Origin of the sequence: Paenibacillus solani (assembly GCF_050475945.1) — a bacterium.
Classification (GTDB): Bacteria; Bacillota; Bacilli; order Paenibacillales; family Paenibacillaceae; genus Paenibacillus_AQ; species Paenibacillus_AQ solani_A.
This window is the reverse complement of sequence record NZ_JBCMXJ010000018.1, coordinates 274,032-291,224: the sequence shown is the minus strand read 5'-3', so window position 1 is coordinate 291,224 and position 17,193 is coordinate 274,032. Positions and strand designations below refer to the sequence as shown.

Here is a 17,193-nt window from a genome sequence, read left to right as displayed (position 1 = left end):
CTAGGTAAAGAATAATTATAATGGACGGGGGAATGATCCGCTTCCAAAATAAATGTATCCATTAATTCCGCATTCTCGTATATGTATATAATAGAGTGATATGCAACTTTTTGGAGGTGGGCAATAATGAATACTGGGATCAGTGGATTAGACGGACTGGATGAAAAGAGACTATCAGACATTCGAGACAATGCCTCGAAGCTCTCAGACATGAAGCAAGAGGTTCCCGTGGATGAATTATTCCCGGAATCTTTTATTCAGAAGCATACCCGGTTTTCCTCAATCAACCACTTGCTGCTGGCAGCCGGTTACGAGGGAAGCACAGACGAAGAATTCGACGAATTTATACAAGGACATACGATCAACCCGTTCATCGTTGAACATACCCCATTTCGCAGCTGGCAGGATTTCCAAGAGTTAGCGGTGTCCGCTTATATTACAAAATGGATTGGATTCTAAATCAACCTTTCACATAGGAATCATCCGCTTATATACACAAAAGAAGCCCCTCTACCGCAGTTAGAGGGGCTTCTGATCTATTGTTTAAGGGGTACTATTATTTTATGCCGTTCAACTTAATAAAACATTAAATTAGGCTTAAGAGAACATAAATAGTTCAGATGTGGCTGTGCGTAAACCTCTCTTCATTTAGGCGTAACTGTAACCGTCCTTGTCTTGTTATCCCAAGTCACTTTAGCATCAAGCGCCTCGCTAATCGCTCGGAGCGGCACATAGGTCACGCCATTCTCCAGCCTGCCACCCAGGATTTGTTTTCCGTTTACGATGACATTAATTTTATCATTCACCGGAGCCTCCTTCTTCTGAAGTCCCAGAAATTTAGCAATGCCATTTACGTGGCCTACGGCAAGTGAGTCGATAACCTCCTGCTGCTTAAGCTTGGCTGCATCCTTTGCCACATCAATAAACAGGTTCTCGGTTAAAACAGCAGGCATTTTAGATTCACGCACCATATGATAGCTAGCCGATTTCTGCCCTCGATCTGTTACACTGTACGCTGCTATTTCACGCATGATTTCCGTATGAATCGCTTGCTGCAATTGTATAGAACCGGGGGTAGCTGTAGTATAGCGGTAGGACTCAAAGCCCCCTGTACCGCCGCCCGCGTTACAGTGGATGCTTACAAGAATATCGGCACTGGCGGCATTTGCCTTCCGGGTTCGGTCTGCCAATTCAACGAACACATCGAAAGATCGGGTGAGCAATGCTTGAACGTCTTCATACTCGGCTTCCAAATGTTTTTTTACGGCAAGGGACAACTTTAACACAATATCCTTCTCCTGCAATCCGTTTCCGATTCCTCCAGAATCCTTCCCCCCATGACCCGCATCGATCCAGACCTTCTTCATGATCATTCACCGCCTTTGTAGGTTAACGGAACAGCCTGATCACTAATTACGGTCCATTCAGCTACAAGAGCTTCCTATGCGAATGCTTCAACGGCTATTCCAATCCAGCCTATTGCAAGTCCTGTTGCAAGGACGAGTATAATATACAGAATACTCCAGTTTGGCATATTCGGTGTTTGCTGGAGCCTATGTTTCAATACACGACACTCTTTATTTGATTTTATAGATACCAAACTCTTCACATACCTTGGATGTTATTAATATCTATAGGTGTGAGATTTAAGGAGGCGGTGGGAGGATGTCCGGCTTAATACTGATTGTGTTCGCAGTGTCTTTTCTTATACGCGGCCTGTTGAGAATATGGAAACCTACATGGGGGTCCTTATATAAAATATGGATAGTAAAATACGAAACGGAGCCTAGTCAAGACTACATTAAATATATAAAATCCAGCGGGCGTCCTTTTATCGTTCTAGGATTGATCTTGTTCATATCAGGGATTCTGATTATGCTTTTGACTCTTCCTTATGTATAGGAACATTCAGAATAAGCTAGCCATCGCTCGGAAGTTGTACATGGGGACGGTCATTGACCGCCCCCAATCGTAGGGGAATGAGACATGAGTCTGGCATAGCAACAATAGATGCGTTAATTCATGTTTAAATTTGGTGAATGTTCTCTGTGTATCGCTGTGTACCTAAATCCAAAAAGTTCCCAAGATAATAACCAGGAGAATAAATAAAACGAGGACGGTACCTACAGGCGATGCATAGTTATAAGCTCCACTCATTGATTAGCCTCCCTTGCATTATGGAATAGTACAGTTTATGTGCTTAGTCAGCCTTAGACTGGACATTTCGGCAATAATGATGATAATGCTGGTTCCCCCCTGGTAATCCGTTAAATTACGCCTTAAAATTTGGAGCAATTACCATGGTGCGACAAGACCGATCAAGTTGATCCAGATCATTGATCGGCCCTTTTTCATCAATTACTAAAAGATTTGAGTTGGTTTCCATATATAGATGCACAACAAATAGGAGCATACGCCAACGCCATGCCCCTTATTTGCTTTTCTTAACCAATAACCTTATCATGCGTCTTTATTCTAGATTTAGAAGCCACTTCATTATCCAACCTGGTTTTTCTTTATGTACCTGCATTTTGGAAAGCTGCTGCATCCGTAAAACTGGCCTTTCGCGCTGTTCCGGAGCACCAGTTTATTCCCACATCTCGGGCAAATCATTTCGTCCATCGAGGTGGCGACCATTACCTCTTTTGGCGCTGGCGCGCTTCCCGGATTCATGACTAGGATCATTTCGACAAGGGCTTCCCGGTTAATCAAGCGGACCCTGTTCGATTTTGCAAGATCATATGCCGCTGCGGTGAAATCACTATTCGTGACTACCCAAGCCTCTGCTGCTCCATAGTGAGCAATGGCAGCTTGCGCCTCTTGAACTGCTTTAATCCCGACGTTCTTACTGTACCGTTTCGCCTGAACAACGATTTTCTTCCCGTTCTTTTGAATGATCAAATCGGCGCCGTAGTCGCCTGCAGCCTTGGTCACCTGTATTTTATACCCTTGAGCCCTAAATAAATAGCCAAGATATTGCTCAAACTGGATGCCCTCCATCTTGTCGATGTCCATGATTCCTGACCGTTTTATGCGTTCAGTTCGCTTAATCCCAATTATGGTCAGCACAGCGATAAACATGACTGCAGCCAACACGGTCACAATAATGGTTGCCTGAAATGACTTTGTAAGTGCATAGGTTCCAAAAATCGACCCTAGAATAACCAGTCCTAGGAGCCCTTGAATAAACTCCTCTTGTTGTTTCGCCTTGCTCTTTCTTCTTGCCATTAAGCCAATCCCCCATCAAACGTTAGTTATTCCAATATTCTACAGTTGAAATTCTGTTCCTGCTTTTACAATAGAAATAGACGATAAGAGTAACTAAACAACGATGTTTTTGAACAATTTTATCAACGAAAAAATAAGACTCCGAAACGATACCTACCAGCTTATAGTCGGTAGAAAATCGGCCAAAATCAGCAAAAAACGCGGTCTCCGAAAACCGGAAACCACGTCCTACAAAGCTTACTATGATGCTGGTGAAGGGAATTGAACCCCCGACCTACGCATTACGAGTGCGTTGCTCTACCCCTGAGCTACACCAGCTAATATGATTCGATAATATGTACCACCGAAACGACAAAAATCATTATAATACTTTAGCTACAAATTGCAAGCTCGAGTCTTGCGGAAATATTCTCCGCCCTGCAGCATTATCCGCCTAATTTCTCCTGCACCGACTGGATCTTCTGTTTGCTTGAGGAAATTTGATCCCTGCGATCGTCAATCTTAACCGAGGTGGAAACGCGCTGCGCCCCAGATAGAAAAGGAGCCTCATGCAATGCCTCAATCGCCCGCCAGATCATGCTCAGCTCTCCCTCAATAATGGTGCTCATCGAAGTCAGCTCATAACTAATCCCCTCTTGTTGTTTTAGAACACGCTGCATCTCGGCGACATAAGAGCTCAGACTCGTTGTTGCGGTTCCAATCGGAATTACCGTTACCTCTGCTATAGCCATTTTGCGATCCTCCCTTGGCGCTTTCTAATAAAAAATACAAACCCCAGCTACACATATCATATCAATTGTAACCCCTCATTTCAAAATTCCCTCTACTCTTTTTGTGTCACAAGATATGGTATGCCTAGCGCAGATTACGCACAGGATATATCCTGTTTTGTCAAAACGATAATAAGGCGGTATCCGTGAAGAAAATGACGTATTTGGTCACAATCTAGGAAATGTTATGGTGTTTTGACAGTTTCTTAACTAGCACATTAACCGCTCGTTTGCTATAATTCATGTTGCATTCTTTTTTAAGAATATGGTTTACAAACACAATATATTGGGTTAAATTAGATTGACAGCAACCAAATATAGTGTGTATAGGTGCCGAGACAAACCTATAAGGCAGTCCGGCTTAATAGGGAAGCATGGTGTAAATCCATCACGGTCCCGCCACTGTAACGGCTTTACGGCTGATTTTAATTAAGCCGCTCCCGAATTTCGACATACGCCTCTGAAGAACCATTTGAAGCTCCTTGAGAAAATGCCGATCGGAAGAGCCCAAGTCAGGAGACCTGCCTATATACAGAAAACACGACCTACGGGCTTTAGGTAAGTGTTCGTTAAACTTGCGTCTGTACATAACATCCTGTCCATTCATGGGCTTATGTCAAACGTCATTTTTGATTCACAGCGCACGGACATTTTCAAGCCTGCCCGCGGGTTTTAGAAAATGTTTTTTTGATGTCCTTTTTCATATTTCCCCCGAAGAAAGCGAGGAATTATTAATGCCCCAGCTCGTAGTTAAACCGAACAATCGTCAGCTCGCCTTTGATGAAATTCGCCTCTCCGTCTATGCCGACCGGAACCTGAAAGGCTTGGACATGCTTGATAAGGAACGCCTGCTTCGCGGCGTCCATGCTAAATTACGCGGTGAGCAAGTCACCGGGGAAGAAATTAGCAATGCCTTCACGATGTCCGCTCTGGAGCTTGTATCCAAGGAAGAGCCGAATTGGAAATTTGCAGCTGCGCGTTCGTTTTTGACCTCTTTATATAAAAAAGCGGCCACCAACCGCCGATACAAAGCCTATCCGGAAGAGCCTTACGGCGCCTTCTACCCGCTCATCACAGAACTCGTTCAGAAAGGTATCTATCGCGAGGATCTTCTTAACAGCTACTCCAAGGAACAAATCGAAGAGCTTGGCGAATGCATTGATCCAAGCCGCGATCTGCTGTTTGATTACATCGGTCTGCTGACGCTTGCTGAGCGTTACCTGGCTACCGATTTCGATGGTCGCGTTATGGAATTGCCGCAGGAGCGTTATATGGTCATTGCGATGTTCCTGATGCACAAAGAGCCGGCCGACAAACGTCTGGACCTTGTAAAAGAAGCCTACTGGGCAATGAGCAATCTCTACATGACAGCAGCTACGCCAACCATGTCCAACGCAGGCAAAAAAGTAGCCGGTCAGCTCTCCAGCTGTTTCATCGATACCGTGGACGACTCCCTGGAAGGAATCTTCGATTCCAATACGGATATTGCCCGTCTCAGCAAAATGGGCGGCGGCATCGGAGTATATCTGGGCAAAGTTCGTGCACGTGGTTCAGACATCCGTGGTCACAAGAATACCAGTTCCGGCGTTATCCCTTGGATTCGCCAATTGAACAACACCGCTGTTAGCGTGGACCAATTGGGAACCCGCAAAGGAGCCGTCGCGGTTTATCTGGATGTATTCCATAAAGACATTCTGTCCTTCCTGGATCTGAAGCTAAATAACGGTGATGAGCGCATGAGAGCGCATGACGTGTTCCACGGTGTTTGTCTGCCTGACCTGTTCATGGAAGCAGTAGAAGCTCGTGAAGAGTGGAGCTTGTTCTGTCCGCATGAAGTGAAGAAAATTATGGGCTGGAAAGACGAGAACGGTCGTCCGCTTGGTCTGGAAGACTTCTACGATCAAAGTCAAGGCGAAGGCGAATTCCGTCAGAAATATGCTGAAGCCGTGGCAAACCCGCTGCTGCCGCGTATTACGGTGCAAGCCATCGATATTATGAAGCGTATCATGAAGTCCCAGCTTGAAACGGGAACACCATACATGTTCTACCGCGACACAGTAAACCGCGCGAACCCGAACTCTGCGCATGGCATGATCTACTCTTCCAATCTGTGCACAGAGATCATGCAGAACCAATCTCCAACGGTCGTTGAACAAGAGGAGCTGGTTACGAAGGACGGCCAAACTCGGATCGTAATTTCCAAAATCCCTGGTGATTTCGTTGTCTGCAACCTGAACTCCATCCATTTGGCTCGTGCCGTACCTGCTGGTGTTCTGGAGCGTCTCGTTCCGATTCAAGTTCGCATGCTGGATAACGTTATCGACATTAACAATATTGAAGTGCTGCAAGCTCAATATACTAACAGTCAATATCGCGCGGTTGGTCTTGGCACCTTCGGCTTGCATCACTTGCTGGCACTCGAAGGCATCCGCTGGGAATCCGACGAAGCCGTTGCATATAATGATAATCTGTACGAACACATCAACTACCTGCTCGTCAAATCCAGCATGGAGCTGGCCAAGGAAAAAGGCCACTATCCGAAATTCAAAGGCTCCGACTGGGAGAGCGGCGAGTACTTCACGTTCCGCGGTTACACTGACGGCGAGCATGAAGGCAAGTTCGTAACTACCGAACAATGGCGTGAATTGCAGCAAGAAGTACAAGCGAACGGTGTCCGCAACGCATGGCTGTTTGCCATCGCACCAAACGGCTCCACATCGATCATCGCTGGTTCCACAGCGAGCATCGATCCTTTGTACGAACTTCTGTCTTATGAAGAAAAAACCACCTACAAGGTGGCTAACCCGGCTCCGGATCTGTCCGAAAAAACGATCTGGTACTATAAAACAGCTTTCTTGCTTGATCAGCATTGGTCCATCAAAATGGCTGCCGCCCGTCAGCGTCACGTTGACCAAGCGCAAAGCTTTAACCTGTATGTTCGCCCTGATATCCGGGCTTCGGAATTCCTGGAGCTGCATCTGCATGCCTGGAAAGCCGGCATCAAGTCCACATACTATGTGCGCAGCCGTGCGCTGACGATTGAAGAGTGCGAAAGCTGTGCTAGCTAACTGTCGATAGACCTATTTTCGAACCCACCCAAACCCTCCCTTCCAAGGGAGGGCCCCAAGGGCGCTGCCCTCTGGACACCCACAAAGTGTGCATGGTGTGAATGAGGCGCTTCTAAGTTACTTTTGTGGTAAGGAGCGCTTTCTCCCTTCGGGAACGCTGGAATGTAGTGCGGAGACTAATGAGTTACTTCGTATGTTTGTTGAGTTACTACCTGCGGGGATCGCTCTCCCCTTGGGAATCGCTTCTCATGCGGTGCAGGGACTATTGAGTAACTTCGTGCGTTTGTTGAGCTGCTGCCTGCTGGGATCGCTCTCCCTTCGGGAATTGCTTCTCATGCGGCACTACAAGCATGGAACGGCTGGAAGCTCGATTGCATATGCTTTCTAAAATAAAAGACAACAAGGATAAGGGTATCCAATCGGAAGAGTTTACGTCCGCCTTTGGGAGCCCTTTGATACCATCTTTACATTCAAGCAAAGGGTGGACAACAGCGGCTGGAGAGTGGATACCCGTCCCTCGAATCCGCTAGCAGGTCCCTTCAACCTTCCGCCCTATTATGATATACAAGGAGAGAGATTTGGCATGCAAATGCAAAAGATATTTAACACCGAAGCACCCAACCGCTCCACTCGTGTTATTGAAGGTGAATGCTCCGGTATTCTGAACTGGAATGACATTCGGATGCCTCATATGTATAAATTGTATAAGGTTCTGCTGTTGAACCACTGGATCGCTGACGAGATTCCGATGTCCAAGGATGCACAGCAGTTCCCACGCCTGGACCCTGAAGAGCAGCGCACCTTCAAGATTAACATCTCCCTGCTGGCGGTTCTGGATTCCATGCAGACGATGTTTGTTGGCGACGTGAAGCGTTATTTCACCGACTCGTCGCTCGAAGCCATCTCGGCGATCATCGGTCAGCAAGAGGTAGTTCACAACCAATCCTACTCCTACGTGCTTTCTTCCATCGTGTCGGAGCAGGAGCAGAAAGAAATCTTCGAATACTGGAAGCATGATCCGGTTCTGCTGGAGCGCAACCAGTTCATTTCGAACATTTATCAGAACTTCCGTAACGATCCGTCGCCGCAAACCTTCTTTGAAGCGATGGTTGCAGACCTGATCCTTGAAGGAATCTTCTTCTATAGTACGTTTGCTTTCTTCTACAACTTGGCTCGTGACCAGAAAATGATGGCAACCAGCCAGATGATCTCCTATATCCAGCGTGACGAGAACCAGCACTGCTACTTCTTCGCCGAAGTGTTCAAGCAGCTGCTCAAGGATTTCCCTGAGCTGAACTCCAAAGAGAACATCGACTATCTGTACCGCACGATCGACCGTGCTGTCGAGCTCGAAACCAACTGGGCGCATTACACACTCAGCAATGTGCGCGGCATCGATCTGAACGAACTGAGCGATTACATCAAGTACATTGCGAACCGTCGTATCACCATGATGGGGCTGGAAAAAGCTTACGAAGGCGTGGACGTTAACTGCATGCCATGGATCAAGCCTTTCTCCGATGAAGCCCTCAACGCGACGAAGACCGACTTCTTCGAAGCCAAATCCCGTAACTACGGCAAAGTTGGCGACGACAACGGTTTTGACGATCTATAAGCTCCGCTCCATATACAAAAACCTCCGTGATCCCTTAACAGGGATCACGGAGGTTTTTTATATCATATGATCAGCCACAATAAAATGTAATACAATAATGTGTCATCAGAGAATTTATGAAGGTGACATTTCTGTACGTGATCGCTTCAAGTGCCGCTGAAACTGCTGGCCGCGCTGGTCGATTTTCAAATTTCAAACATTGAGGATTATTTCTGCTCCGATATGTGAGCACGCTTCATGAAAAGTATTTCCATGACGATCACTAAATTTTAACGAGGTTCATTTTCGGCGGGATATACCCGAGCTGCCTGCCTATTTTTACAATTTGTCCTCTATGATGAAATTCGTGGGTGATGGTGTGCGTAAAAAGCCATAATTCGGTTAACTCTACACTGCTACTCTGCCAGGATGCTGGAATGGAAGGATCCCATGTGTTTTTAAATTCATTCAGAAATTCATAAACCAGGGCATCCGTTTTCTTAAAAACTTCACGCATTTCCTGTACATTGTTAACGAATTCTGATTTTATTTTGGGAAGTGATTGACCAAGGGCACGACTCCCCAACCATACCCTATAACAATCGGCTACATGAGCATGCAGACTGCGGATAGAAACTCCGCCTAAAGTTTCAACTTCTTTAACATAGTCTGTGGGTGACAACGTTTCGCAATAACCAAATAATGATTCTCTTGTGCGCTGGACCAATTCATACTGGCTTTCGAATACATCCATCTTCTCGCTCCCTTTTGATAATAAGGTTTTCAATCTTTCATTCGTAATATCCGCATTGACCACAGACAGCTTTATTACCTTCTCCGTCAGAAATCTACGCCACCTAGTTAATCGCCATGCGTAGCGCACTAAAAAAAAATACCGCCTTTAATAGCGGTGCACGTTTTTATAACATTAGTGTGTCGAATCTCTATTCTACGCACCCCCGGCAGCCCACACTCCGCTATTTCGAATCAGCTTACGCACGGATTCTACCTGGAAAGATGGAAGATGATGACCCGGCATCAGATAAACCACGCGGCCAGAGCCATATGTATGTGCCCACGCAGCAGGCCACCGCTGGCCATCATGCACATATTCGGCAAGTATAACCGCCGATTCATGCGGGCTCAGCTCGAACCGAAACGGTTCTTCATCTATCGTAAAATCGCTTAAGTTCTCCACAATAGGGTGACTCCCTTGATTGTATCGAACTGGCAGTGACGTATATTCCGGATGTCCCGTAACCCTACCGCCGATTAACTTTTCCAGCTCTTTGCTTTGCTGCAGCGAGATACCGTTGTGGATAACTAGCAGCCCTCCACCGTTTCTCACATAGGATATGAGCGCTTGTACCTGATCTTCGGGTATCTCCAGATCCGAAAAATCCGCGTACGATATGAACAGATCATAGCCCTCCAGCTTATCCTCCTGAAGCACGGCGTAATCATCCGTACATTCAACGTCCATATGTTCAAATATGGTTTGCAATTCGTGATCAATATGCGTAAAAGGATGATATTTTGCTCCCTCGTATTGTCCAAGCGCAATTGCTTTCATATTCATAGTCTCCTCTCCTTCCCGTTTGGCAGGGTCACTCTTGTTCTTCCTAATCCAGAAAGAACGAAATATTTTCCCTATTTCGTTCGAGTCGATACCGCCATCCACCCCCATTATCGATTCAATCATATTCGTTATAAATCGATATTGTAGATTTAAAAGATACCTATTGTCCTTAATTGACTTAAAAAAAGAAGTATCAGATGACTATATTATGTTCCCGCACAAGATCGGACATTTTCTGATTTCTCAACTGTTCTTCCATCTTCTCTTCTGCCGATAAAACCACTTTTTGAATCGGGCATCCTGGCCCATGATCGAAACTGCAATCGAACAAGGAGGCCGAGCCTTCAATCGCATGAATAATATCTAGGAACGAAATATTTTCCCAATTTCGTTTGAGTCGATAGCCGCCATTCACCCCTGTTATCGATTCAATCATGCCCGCCTTCACCAACTTGGTCAGTATTTTGGACAAATAGGTTGGAGACACACTTTGTCTCTCCGCCAACTGCTGTACGCCTATTGGCTTTTGGGGTGTCGCCGCAGTAAGAAAGAGCATCGTATGGAGGGCATAGTCGGTAGCCTTGGAGTACTTCATTCAACATCACCTCAATTAAGGACTTTGCAGATCTATAATAACTATTACGGTTCATTACGTCAAGAATAAAACACGCGCTTTCTTGGAATCTCGCGAAGTTTTATCAGGAGAAGCAGGAGCTGAAATTAAAGGGGCGGTTTAGAAACGGCCACGTCATTGGAAGAAGCTACTCCGGATAAAATTCGATAGGCATAGCCGAAGCTGCTAAAAAACTGTACCCGGATCGATAGGGAGAGTGCCTCGTGGACCACCTGGGTGAAGAAAGCCTGCTATGCACATCTCTCGATCATCGATTGTCCGGGCAATGAGCATTTTCCAGCAAGTGTGATCTCTTTTTTCAGTTGGGATCATCCATCGATATTCCCTTTAAAAGCAGCTTGATCGCATTGACATGCAGGGCCGCATATTCGTCCCCGCTTAATTTGGGCATCGTTAGGCAGAGCTGCGTTGCTCCAGCTAATGTGGACATCACACCAAAACTCAACGATTCGATATCTTCATTAATAAAAGCACCTTGCTCAATCCCTTTTTGCAGCACTTGTCTAATTGCGCGATAAGCTACTTCTGTGATCTCTCTCAATGTAGCCAATGCTTCGGATTCGCTTGAAAGTGTTTTGGCATACTCTTCGAGTGCTTGGATTAAGGGACTTTCACAATCTCTTCCAAATAAATCAGCCATTTCAAGCAACTGTTCGCTGGGAGACGTGGATTGCTCGGCCGAACGAAGCCACTTTTGTGACATTTGTTCGGCATGCTGGGCAAGCAATTGGAGAAAGAGTACCTCTTTATTTTTAAAATGATGATACAAATTGCCTTTACTCATCTGTGTCGATACACATAAATCGTCCATTGTAGCTCGATCATAACCTTTTTCAATAAATAATAACTTGGCATGGTTTAATATCATCGTTTTTGCTTCTTCTGCTGGCAATCGCCTTCTGGTCATAAGCTCCTCCCGGAACCTTATGAACGGTTCCTTTTATGCTTGAAAAATTGAAAAGCACCATATGAGATAACAATAGCAAAAACCATAGAAAATGCAAACGGCATATCTAGCGTGTGGCGGTATACAATATTTTGCAGCCCCATGTTTTCGAGCGTCGATGATCCATATCCCCAAATGGATGTATTAAAAATGTTCGTGGCAAAATGGATTCCGATGGGAGCAGCCAGACCATTGGTGTGGTAGGCAACGATTCCCAGAAAGAATGCCCCCAGCAGGTAATACAACGGTCCAAAAATCCCGTAGTTTAGCATTTCGGGGTTAAAACCATGGATCAGGGCAAAGGTTAGGGAAGTGATGAAAATGGACCAGAATACACCACCTCTTAATGATCTAAACATACGGTACATATAACCTCTGAACAAAATCTCTTCAGCAGCACTTTGAACCAAAATCAAAGGAGCGGTAACAATGAGTACACCTAACCATGGAAACGGATCAAAATGAAGCGTAAAAGCTTGAGGATGCACGGCGATATCAACAAGCAAATATAAGATAAGTGCCATGAAATACCACAAGAAATAAATCGCAAACTTTCGGAAATCGGGCCTTTTACCTTCAAACAAAAATGTTCTGAAACGAATTTTGAAGAAATATTTGGTGACAAGGAAGATGCCAAGAATAAGGAATAAAAAAGACAAATAAATTGTGATTAAACTAGGTAATCCTGAGCGAGTAGCGGGAATCAAAGCATTAACAAGATTTAACCATAATAAAGTACCGCCTTGCCAAATTATAAAAATGACGATGAACCCTGCTACAGACTTGAAGCTGAATGGTATCGGCGGTTGAAGGCCATATTTTTTTTCCATGACATGCACCCATCTCTCATTGTAATTACCGACTATATAGTCGGTAATTACAATATACATATCTAACTATATGTCTGTCAACATTGAACAAAGATTTTGACGCTTGTTATCGCGTATAAAAATCATCGGTTCTTTGCTTTACCAGCAGCTAATTTTGTTGAATAAACCAAGGAGCCACCTCGAGTACTATCCCTTCGCTGCCCATACCTCGATCTCCACCTGAAGGGACGGAATCGCCAGTGCCGGCACGTAGGCCATCGTCATAGACGGCGCCTTTCCCCCGTGGAATTTCTCCCATACCCGATGAAAATGATCCCAGTCGACCTCCTGAACCGCCCAAATGTTGATTTTGATGATATGATCCGCCGACATGCCTTCCGAGGCCAATATCCTCTGAATATTCCCCAAGGTATTCTCTACTTGCTCCTCCATGTCGGCCGGCAGATTCCCCTCCCTGTCGGTCCCCACCTGGCCGGAGAACACCAACAGCTCAGCTCCTCTCGCAACCTTGGTTACATGGGTATACGGACCGATCGGCGGGGCGATGACGGACGGATTGTACCGCTGAATCGGGGACGATGCCTCCTCATCGGCTTCATTCAACATAGCCAGTGTCTGATGATCCTCCCACTTCCCGTTAATCTTCACGTTTTTCCTGGCGATGCCTTCTTTATGGAATCCGGCCTTCAGAAGCACACGGATCGAGCCCAGATTGTGCGGCATGACGCCCGCCTCAATCCGATGAAATTTCAATTCCTGAAAGGCAAACCTCACCACCATTTGAACGGCCTCGGTCATATACCCCTTTCCGTTATGGTTTTGGTCCAGAAAATAACCGATCCAGCAGCTCTGCAAATTCTCCCGTACCACTTCCGTCAGCATGATCTCACCGATGATCGTTTCGGTATCCCGCAGTCCAATCATATAGAGATACCCCTGATCTGCCTCGCTGGATTTCAGGGCTTGTCGGATTCGTTCGAGTTGTCCATCACGGGTGTAGAACTCTTCGTCCCTTAAACCAGTGAACTGCTGAAAAAAATCCCGGTTATCCTTCTCAAGCTTCAGAAGTGCCTCTACATCCGACTCCTCTACCGACTTGACATAAATCTGTTTCCCTTGCATGAACATGGTATCCCTCTCCTCTGTTTGAATCATTAGAAACACAAAAAAACACCACAGCGCACCTGTGATGTACATGCCGATCTATGCAACCACAGGCCAGCGATCTGTGGTGTTTTTAATTCCACTGCTCCCTCATTTCAGTCAACGAAATAAAGGACCTTTGATCGCCGAATATCCGATTTTGGACAGACTTCTCCCGTCATCGGACCGATCAAAGAAAACAGCGGTGGAGAATCCCACACCTTTGGACAAAGACAACAACGATCTTTCTTTCATGGGATTCCCCTCCCTTCTGCCTCGTGCAGTTTCACGATTCCATTAAACCATAGAATACATGATTCTGCATGGAGGATCAAATGCCCTACTTCACTTACATGACCGTTCCCTTCGGATTGTCTGCAGACGGTCCTCTGCCCTGCTTCAGATGCTTCAGCTGAGCCACAATAATGACACTGATCACCACCAGCAGAAACCACGAGCTGATTTTGCCGATATGCACAATGCTCCATGTCCGCTCCTGATCCGGGTAAGTCCAGGCCCCGAGAAACGTGGAGATATTCTCAGCAATCCAGATAAAAAAGCCAATCAGCAAAAACGCCAGCACCAAGGGCATGCGCAGGGTTTTTCCGTCTACGTCAAAATAGACCATGGTTCTGCCAAACACCACGAATAACAATGCCGTGAGAAGCCAGCGCGCATCCCATACATAGTGATGGGTAAAGAAGTTGGCATAAATCGCTGCGCTAATCAGCACGGTCAGCACTGGCAGCGGCCAGCCAGTGATGCGCAGATTCATTCGGCGCCATGCCTGACATATATAACTGGCTACGCTCGCATACATAAAGCCGCTGTACAGCGGAACGCCGCCGATTTTGCTATAACCTGCCTCCGGGTAAGACCAAGAACCCATATGGACTTTATACAGCTCCAGCATCAAGCCGATGACGTGAAAGACACAGATGACCTTCAGTTCATCCCATGTCTCCAGCTTGCTCGCCAGCATCCCGATTTGTGCCAATATACATATGATAAGGATTAGATCATACCGAGGCAGACCGGGAATTTCTACAACCTTCGTCAGTGCCAGCGTCCCGAAAATGATCACCGGAAAGATGCAGGACAAAGCCTGCTGATAACCAAAAAACCACAGCTTCCGTATGAATTCCATAAGTTCCTCCTACCGCTTGCTTTCGTATACTTCACCCTACCACAGAGCGCGAATCGAATAAAAGAACAGCATTGTCATAATTGATCCCAGCCATTAGGGTATAAAGCAAAATGAGAGGGCAGCTCCTTTAGCTGCCCTCTCATCGGTTAACATCTTATCTGATTACTCTTTAGATAGTATCTAACGCCAACCAAACTTTCTACCAACCTCGATCAATCACTTGATCTGATTCATGTTGAAGCATTCTACGTCATGTCTCCGCAGCCGAAGGGTCATTTTTATCCTATGGCTGGCAAATATCGCGTTAAAGCGCGACATGACTCGTTGATTTTTTCTTTTTGACCCGTAACAAAAATGTAAGAGGTATAGCCACGACCGCCACCATCGTGCCGATCATGAATACATCATCGATGCCCATGGTCGTCGCTGCACGCTGGGTGGCAGCTGCGCCAGCGTCCATGTAATGGGACGTTCTGGATACAACCAGAGCGCTGAAAATGCCGATTGATAACGAGGCAAGCCCTTGACGGGCCCAGTTCGTAATCGACGATGCATGACCTGAATACTCGCTGGACACCGCGCTCATCGCAGCGTTTGTTAACGGCATATTACACAGCGCAATCCCCAGGCAGCGAATCAGCTGCAACAACGAAATATACAATACCGGTGTTTGGGTGCCGATTCCGCTGAACGCCAATGTAGCTGCAACAATAATGATGATCCCTGTTATCACCAGTCGGAAAGGACCAATCCGATCATAGAATTTACCGACAATCGGCGATGCTGCCGCCATGACGAGCGCGCCCGGCAGCATGATCAGCCCCGTATCCATCGGAGACAGCTTGAGCACAGTCTGCAAATAGAGCGGCACAAGCAAAGTACCCGTATACAAGGAGATTGTCACGATACAATTCAAGATCAGGCTGTACCGGAATTGACGGAACTTGAATACTTTCAGCTGCAATAACGGAGATGAGATGCGCAGCTCCCGCTTGATAAAGAGCAACAAAAGTACGATGCCGGATATAAGCAAGGATAGCGTCTTCCAGGACCCCCAGCCCCAATTGTTGCCGTTACTGAAGGAGAGGAGCAAAAAGGAGCTGCCCGCAACCACTGTCAAGAAGCCAAGGAAATCAAATGTCTTCTTGGTAGTCAGCCGGTAATACGGAATAAATTTGCTGACGATGACGATCGAGATCAGGCCAATCGGAACATTGAGAATGAAGATCGATTTCCATCCAAAGTATTGCACCAGCCATCCGCCTAAAGTTGGCCCAATCACCGGCGCCAGCATGGAAGCCAAGCTCCATAGACCCATCGCATAGGCTTGCCGCTCACGCGGGAACACCTGATAAATGATTGTCATCGTAATCGGAATGATCATCCCGCCGAATACACCCTGCGTAATCCGGAACGCAATCAATGACTCGATGTTCCAGGCGACGACGCATAACAGCGACGAAAGCGTAAAACCCGTCAAGGCGAGAACGAACAGCCTTTTGTAGCTAAGCTGGTCCCCCATGTAGCCCACAATGGGAGCGATAATGCCCGTCGCCAGCAGATACCCGGCCATCAGCCATTGGGTGGTACTCAGGGTGGTGTGGAACTGCTCCATCACAACCGGAAAGGCCACATTGATGGTGGTGATACTGAGCACTGCTAGAAAGTTCCCAAAGAACACGGCGCTCATAATAAGCCAAAATGAAGATTTTTCGTCTGTATTCACTAAGAAGCCTCCTAAACAAAGTAATCCCGCCCGGATCTGACGTACAGAACTGGAGGCAGGATTACTTAAGCATAATATACTTTACTCGATACATTACTCTGTCGGAAATAATTTGCGGCCCAGCAATCGCAGCAAAATATACAGGTTATCCGCCTCATCCTGATCCATCTGTTTAAAGGATTCCATGATGGGATAATCCCCCTCGCTGCGCGCATCAAGCACAAGCTGCCGGCCTTCTGCTGTAAAGTTGACATAGTGGCTGCGTCCATCGGTCGGATTTGGCGTTCGGACCACCAATCCCCGCTGTACCAATGCATCCACCAAATACGTAATCGTGGCAGCTTTAAGCTCCATATGCTCGGCCAACTGGTTGGGGAGCCAAGGTCCCTGCTGCTCGATCAAACTCAGGATCTTATACTGATTCATCGTCAAATCGTTCTTTCTCAGATGATTCAGGAAAGACACGACACGATGTCTCGTCATTTTATCCGATAACTCACGATACATATCCATGAGTCTATCCACGCT

At 46.4% G+C, this 17,193-nt stretch carries 17 protein-coding genes, 1 tRNA gene and 1 riboswitch; of the genes, 4 read left to right on the top strand and 14 right to left on the bottom strand.

The window, feature by feature from the left end:
• Positions 1-126: 126 nt before the first annotated feature.
• Complete coding sequence (locus ABEQ74_RS24885) at positions 127-459, top strand: hypothetical protein (protein WP_430124902.1); 333 nt, start codon at positions 127-129, stop codon at positions 457-459.
• A 185-nt stretch (positions 460-644) separates the two neighbouring features.
• Here the strand turns inward: ABEQ74_RS24885 and ABEQ74_RS24880 are convergent, their stop codons facing one another.
• The 4 genes from ABEQ74_RS24880 to ABEQ74_RS24865 all read right to left on the bottom strand — a co-directional run bounded on the left by ABEQ74_RS24880 (position 645) and on the right by ABEQ74_RS24865 (position 3,959).
• Complete coding sequence (locus ABEQ74_RS24880) at positions 645-1,367, bottom strand: N-acetylmuramoyl-L-alanine amidase (protein ID WP_430124901.1); 723 nt, start codon at positions 1,365-1,367, stop codon at positions 645-647.
• A 1,129-nt stretch (positions 1,368-2,496) separates the two neighbouring features.
• On the bottom strand, positions 2,497-3,228 hold the full coding sequence (locus tag ABEQ74_RS24875; protein WP_430124900.1) for a restriction endonuclease: 732 nt from the start codon (positions 3,226-3,228) through the stop codon (positions 2,497-2,499).
• Between the two features lie 246 nt (positions 3,229-3,474).
• A tRNA-Thr gene (locus ABEQ74_RS24870) sits at positions 3,475-3,546 on the bottom strand.
• A gap of 107 nt (positions 3,547-3,653) precedes the next feature.
• A complete protein-coding gene (locus ABEQ74_RS24865; RefSeq protein ID WP_430124899.1) occupies positions 3,654-3,959 on the bottom strand; it encodes an MTH1187 family thiamine-binding protein in 306 nt (101 codons plus the stop codon).
• A gap of 350 nt (positions 3,960-4,309) precedes the next feature.
• Positions 4,310-4,541, top strand: a riboswitch (cobalamin riboswitch).
• A gap of 191 nt (positions 4,542-4,732) precedes the next feature.
• Between ABEQ74_RS24865 and ABEQ74_RS24860 the strand changes: the two genes are divergently transcribed.
• From ABEQ74_RS24860 to ABEQ74_RS24850, 3 genes are all read left to right on the top strand, one after another.
• The gene (locus ABEQ74_RS24860) at positions 4,733-7,066 is read left to right on the top strand and encodes a ribonucleoside-diphosphate reductase subunit alpha (RefSeq protein WP_053490122.1); all 2,334 of its coding nucleotides are present in this window, start codon (positions 4,733-4,735) and stop codon (positions 7,064-7,066) included.
• 193 nt (positions 7,067-7,259) lie between these two features.
• Positions 7,260-7,454, top strand: coding sequence for a hypothetical protein (locus ABEQ74_RS24855; protein WP_430124898.1), 195 nt, complete (start codon positions 7,260-7,262; stop codon positions 7,452-7,454).
• 195 nt (positions 7,455-7,649) lie between these two features.
• Positions 7,650-8,681, top strand: coding sequence for a ribonucleotide-diphosphate reductase subunit beta (locus ABEQ74_RS24850; protein WP_430124897.1), 1,032 nt, complete (start codon positions 7,650-7,652; stop codon positions 8,679-8,681).
• A gap of 262 nt (positions 8,682-8,943) precedes the next feature.
• Here the strand turns inward: ABEQ74_RS24850 and ABEQ74_RS24845 are convergent, their stop codons facing one another.
• The 10 genes from ABEQ74_RS24845 to ABEQ74_RS24800 all read right to left on the bottom strand — a co-directional run bounded on the left by ABEQ74_RS24845 (position 8,944) and on the right by ABEQ74_RS24800 (position 17,190).
• Positions 8,944-9,414, bottom strand: a complete 471-nt coding sequence (locus ABEQ74_RS24845; RefSeq protein ID WP_430124896.1) for a DinB family protein — start codon at positions 9,412-9,414, stop codon at positions 8,944-8,946.
• A gap of 195 nt (positions 9,415-9,609) precedes the next feature.
• Complete coding sequence (locus tag ABEQ74_RS24840) at positions 9,610-10,239, bottom strand: ThuA domain-containing protein (protein ID WP_430124895.1); 630 nt, start codon at positions 10,237-10,239, stop codon at positions 9,610-9,612.
• 193 nt (positions 10,240-10,432) lie between these two features.
• Positions 10,433-10,834, bottom strand: a complete 402-nt coding sequence (locus ABEQ74_RS24835; protein WP_053490127.1) for an Rrf2 family transcriptional regulator — start codon at positions 10,832-10,834, stop codon at positions 10,433-10,435.
• Between the two features lie 337 nt (positions 10,835-11,171).
• A complete protein-coding gene (locus tag ABEQ74_RS24830; protein WP_430124894.1) occupies positions 11,172-11,765 on the bottom strand; it encodes a TetR/AcrR family transcriptional regulator in 594 nt (197 codons plus the stop codon).
• A gap of 32 nt (positions 11,766-11,797) precedes the next feature.
• A complete protein-coding gene (locus ABEQ74_RS24825; RefSeq protein ID WP_430124893.1) occupies positions 11,798-12,649 on the bottom strand; it encodes a CPBP family intramembrane glutamic endopeptidase in 852 nt (283 codons plus the stop codon).
• A gap of 186 nt (positions 12,650-12,835) precedes the next feature.
• Positions 12,836-13,777 (bottom strand): GNAT family N-acetyltransferase, encoded by a 942-nt coding sequence (locus ABEQ74_RS24820; RefSeq protein WP_430124892.1) that lies wholly within the window; start codon positions 13,775-13,777, stop codon positions 12,836-12,838.
• A 135-nt stretch (positions 13,778-13,912) separates the two neighbouring features.
• Entirely contained in the window at positions 13,913-14,047 is a 135-nt protein-coding gene (locus ABEQ74_RS24815; RefSeq protein ID WP_430124891.1) for a hypothetical protein, read from the bottom strand.
• A gap of 94 nt (positions 14,048-14,141) precedes the next feature.
• Positions 14,142-14,939 (bottom strand): DUF817 domain-containing protein, encoded by a 798-nt coding sequence (locus ABEQ74_RS24810; protein ID WP_430124890.1) that lies wholly within the window; start codon positions 14,937-14,939, stop codon positions 14,142-14,144.
• A gap of 304 nt (positions 14,940-15,243) precedes the next feature.
• Entirely contained in the window at positions 15,244-16,665 is a 1,422-nt protein-coding gene (locus ABEQ74_RS24805; RefSeq protein ID WP_430124889.1) for a DHA2 family efflux MFS transporter permease subunit, read from the bottom strand.
• A 93-nt stretch (positions 16,666-16,758) separates the two neighbouring features.
• Positions 16,759-17,190: a MarR family winged helix-turn-helix transcriptional regulator gene (locus ABEQ74_RS24800; RefSeq protein ID WP_242615288.1), complete on the bottom strand. Its 432-nt coding sequence runs from the start codon at positions 17,188-17,190 to the stop codon at positions 16,759-16,761.
• Between the last annotated feature and the right edge of the window lie 3 nt (positions 17,191-17,193).

Coding starts and splice junctions, on each gene's coding strand:
- ABEQ74_RS24880 (WP_430124901.1), bottom strand. CDS start 1,367: ATGAAGAAGGTCTGGATCGATGCGGGTCATGGGGGGAAGGATTCTGGA.
- ABEQ74_RS24860 (WP_053490122.1), top strand. CDS start 4,733: ATGCCCCAGCTCGTAGTTAAACCGAACAATCGTCAGCTCGCCTTTGAT.
- ABEQ74_RS24825 (WP_430124893.1), bottom strand. CDS start 12,649: ATGGAAAAAAAATATGGCCTTCAACCGCCGATACCATTCAGCTTCAAG.
- ABEQ74_RS24815 (WP_430124891.1), bottom strand. CDS start 14,047: ATGAAAGAAAGATCGTTGTTGTCTTTGTCCAAAGGTGTGGGATTCTCC.
- ABEQ74_RS24820 (WP_430124892.1), bottom strand. CDS start 13,777: ATGTTCATGCAAGGGAAACAGATTTATGTCAAGTCGGTAGAGGAGTCG.
- ABEQ74_RS24865 (WP_430124899.1), bottom strand. CDS start 3,959: ATGGCTATAGCAGAGGTAACGGTAATTCCGATTGGAACCGCAACAACG.
- ABEQ74_RS24855 (WP_430124898.1), top strand. CDS start 7,260: ATGTTTGTTGAGTTACTACCTGCGGGGATCGCTCTCCCCTTGGGAATC.
- ABEQ74_RS24875 (WP_430124900.1), bottom strand. CDS start 3,228: ATGGCAAGAAGAAAGAGCAAGGCGAAACAACAAGAGGAGTTTATTCAA.
- ABEQ74_RS24885 (WP_430124902.1), top strand. CDS start 127: ATGAATACTGGGATCAGTGGATTAGACGGACTGGATGAAAAGAGACTA.
- ABEQ74_RS24810 (WP_430124890.1), bottom strand. CDS start 14,939: ATGGAATTCATACGGAAGCTGTGGTTTTTTGGTTATCAGCAGGCTTTG.
- ABEQ74_RS24845 (WP_430124896.1), bottom strand. CDS start 9,414: ATGGATGTATTCGAAAGCCAGTATGAATTGGTCCAGCGCACAAGAGAA.
- ABEQ74_RS24850 (WP_430124897.1), top strand. CDS start 7,650: ATGCAAATGCAAAAGATATTTAACACCGAAGCACCCAACCGCTCCACT.
- ABEQ74_RS24840 (WP_430124895.1), bottom strand. CDS start 10,239: ATGAATATGAAAGCAATTGCGCTTGGACAATACGAGGGAGCAAAATAT.
- ABEQ74_RS24835 (WP_053490127.1), bottom strand. CDS start 10,834: ATGAAGTACTCCAAGGCTACCGACTATGCCCTCCATACGATGCTCTTT.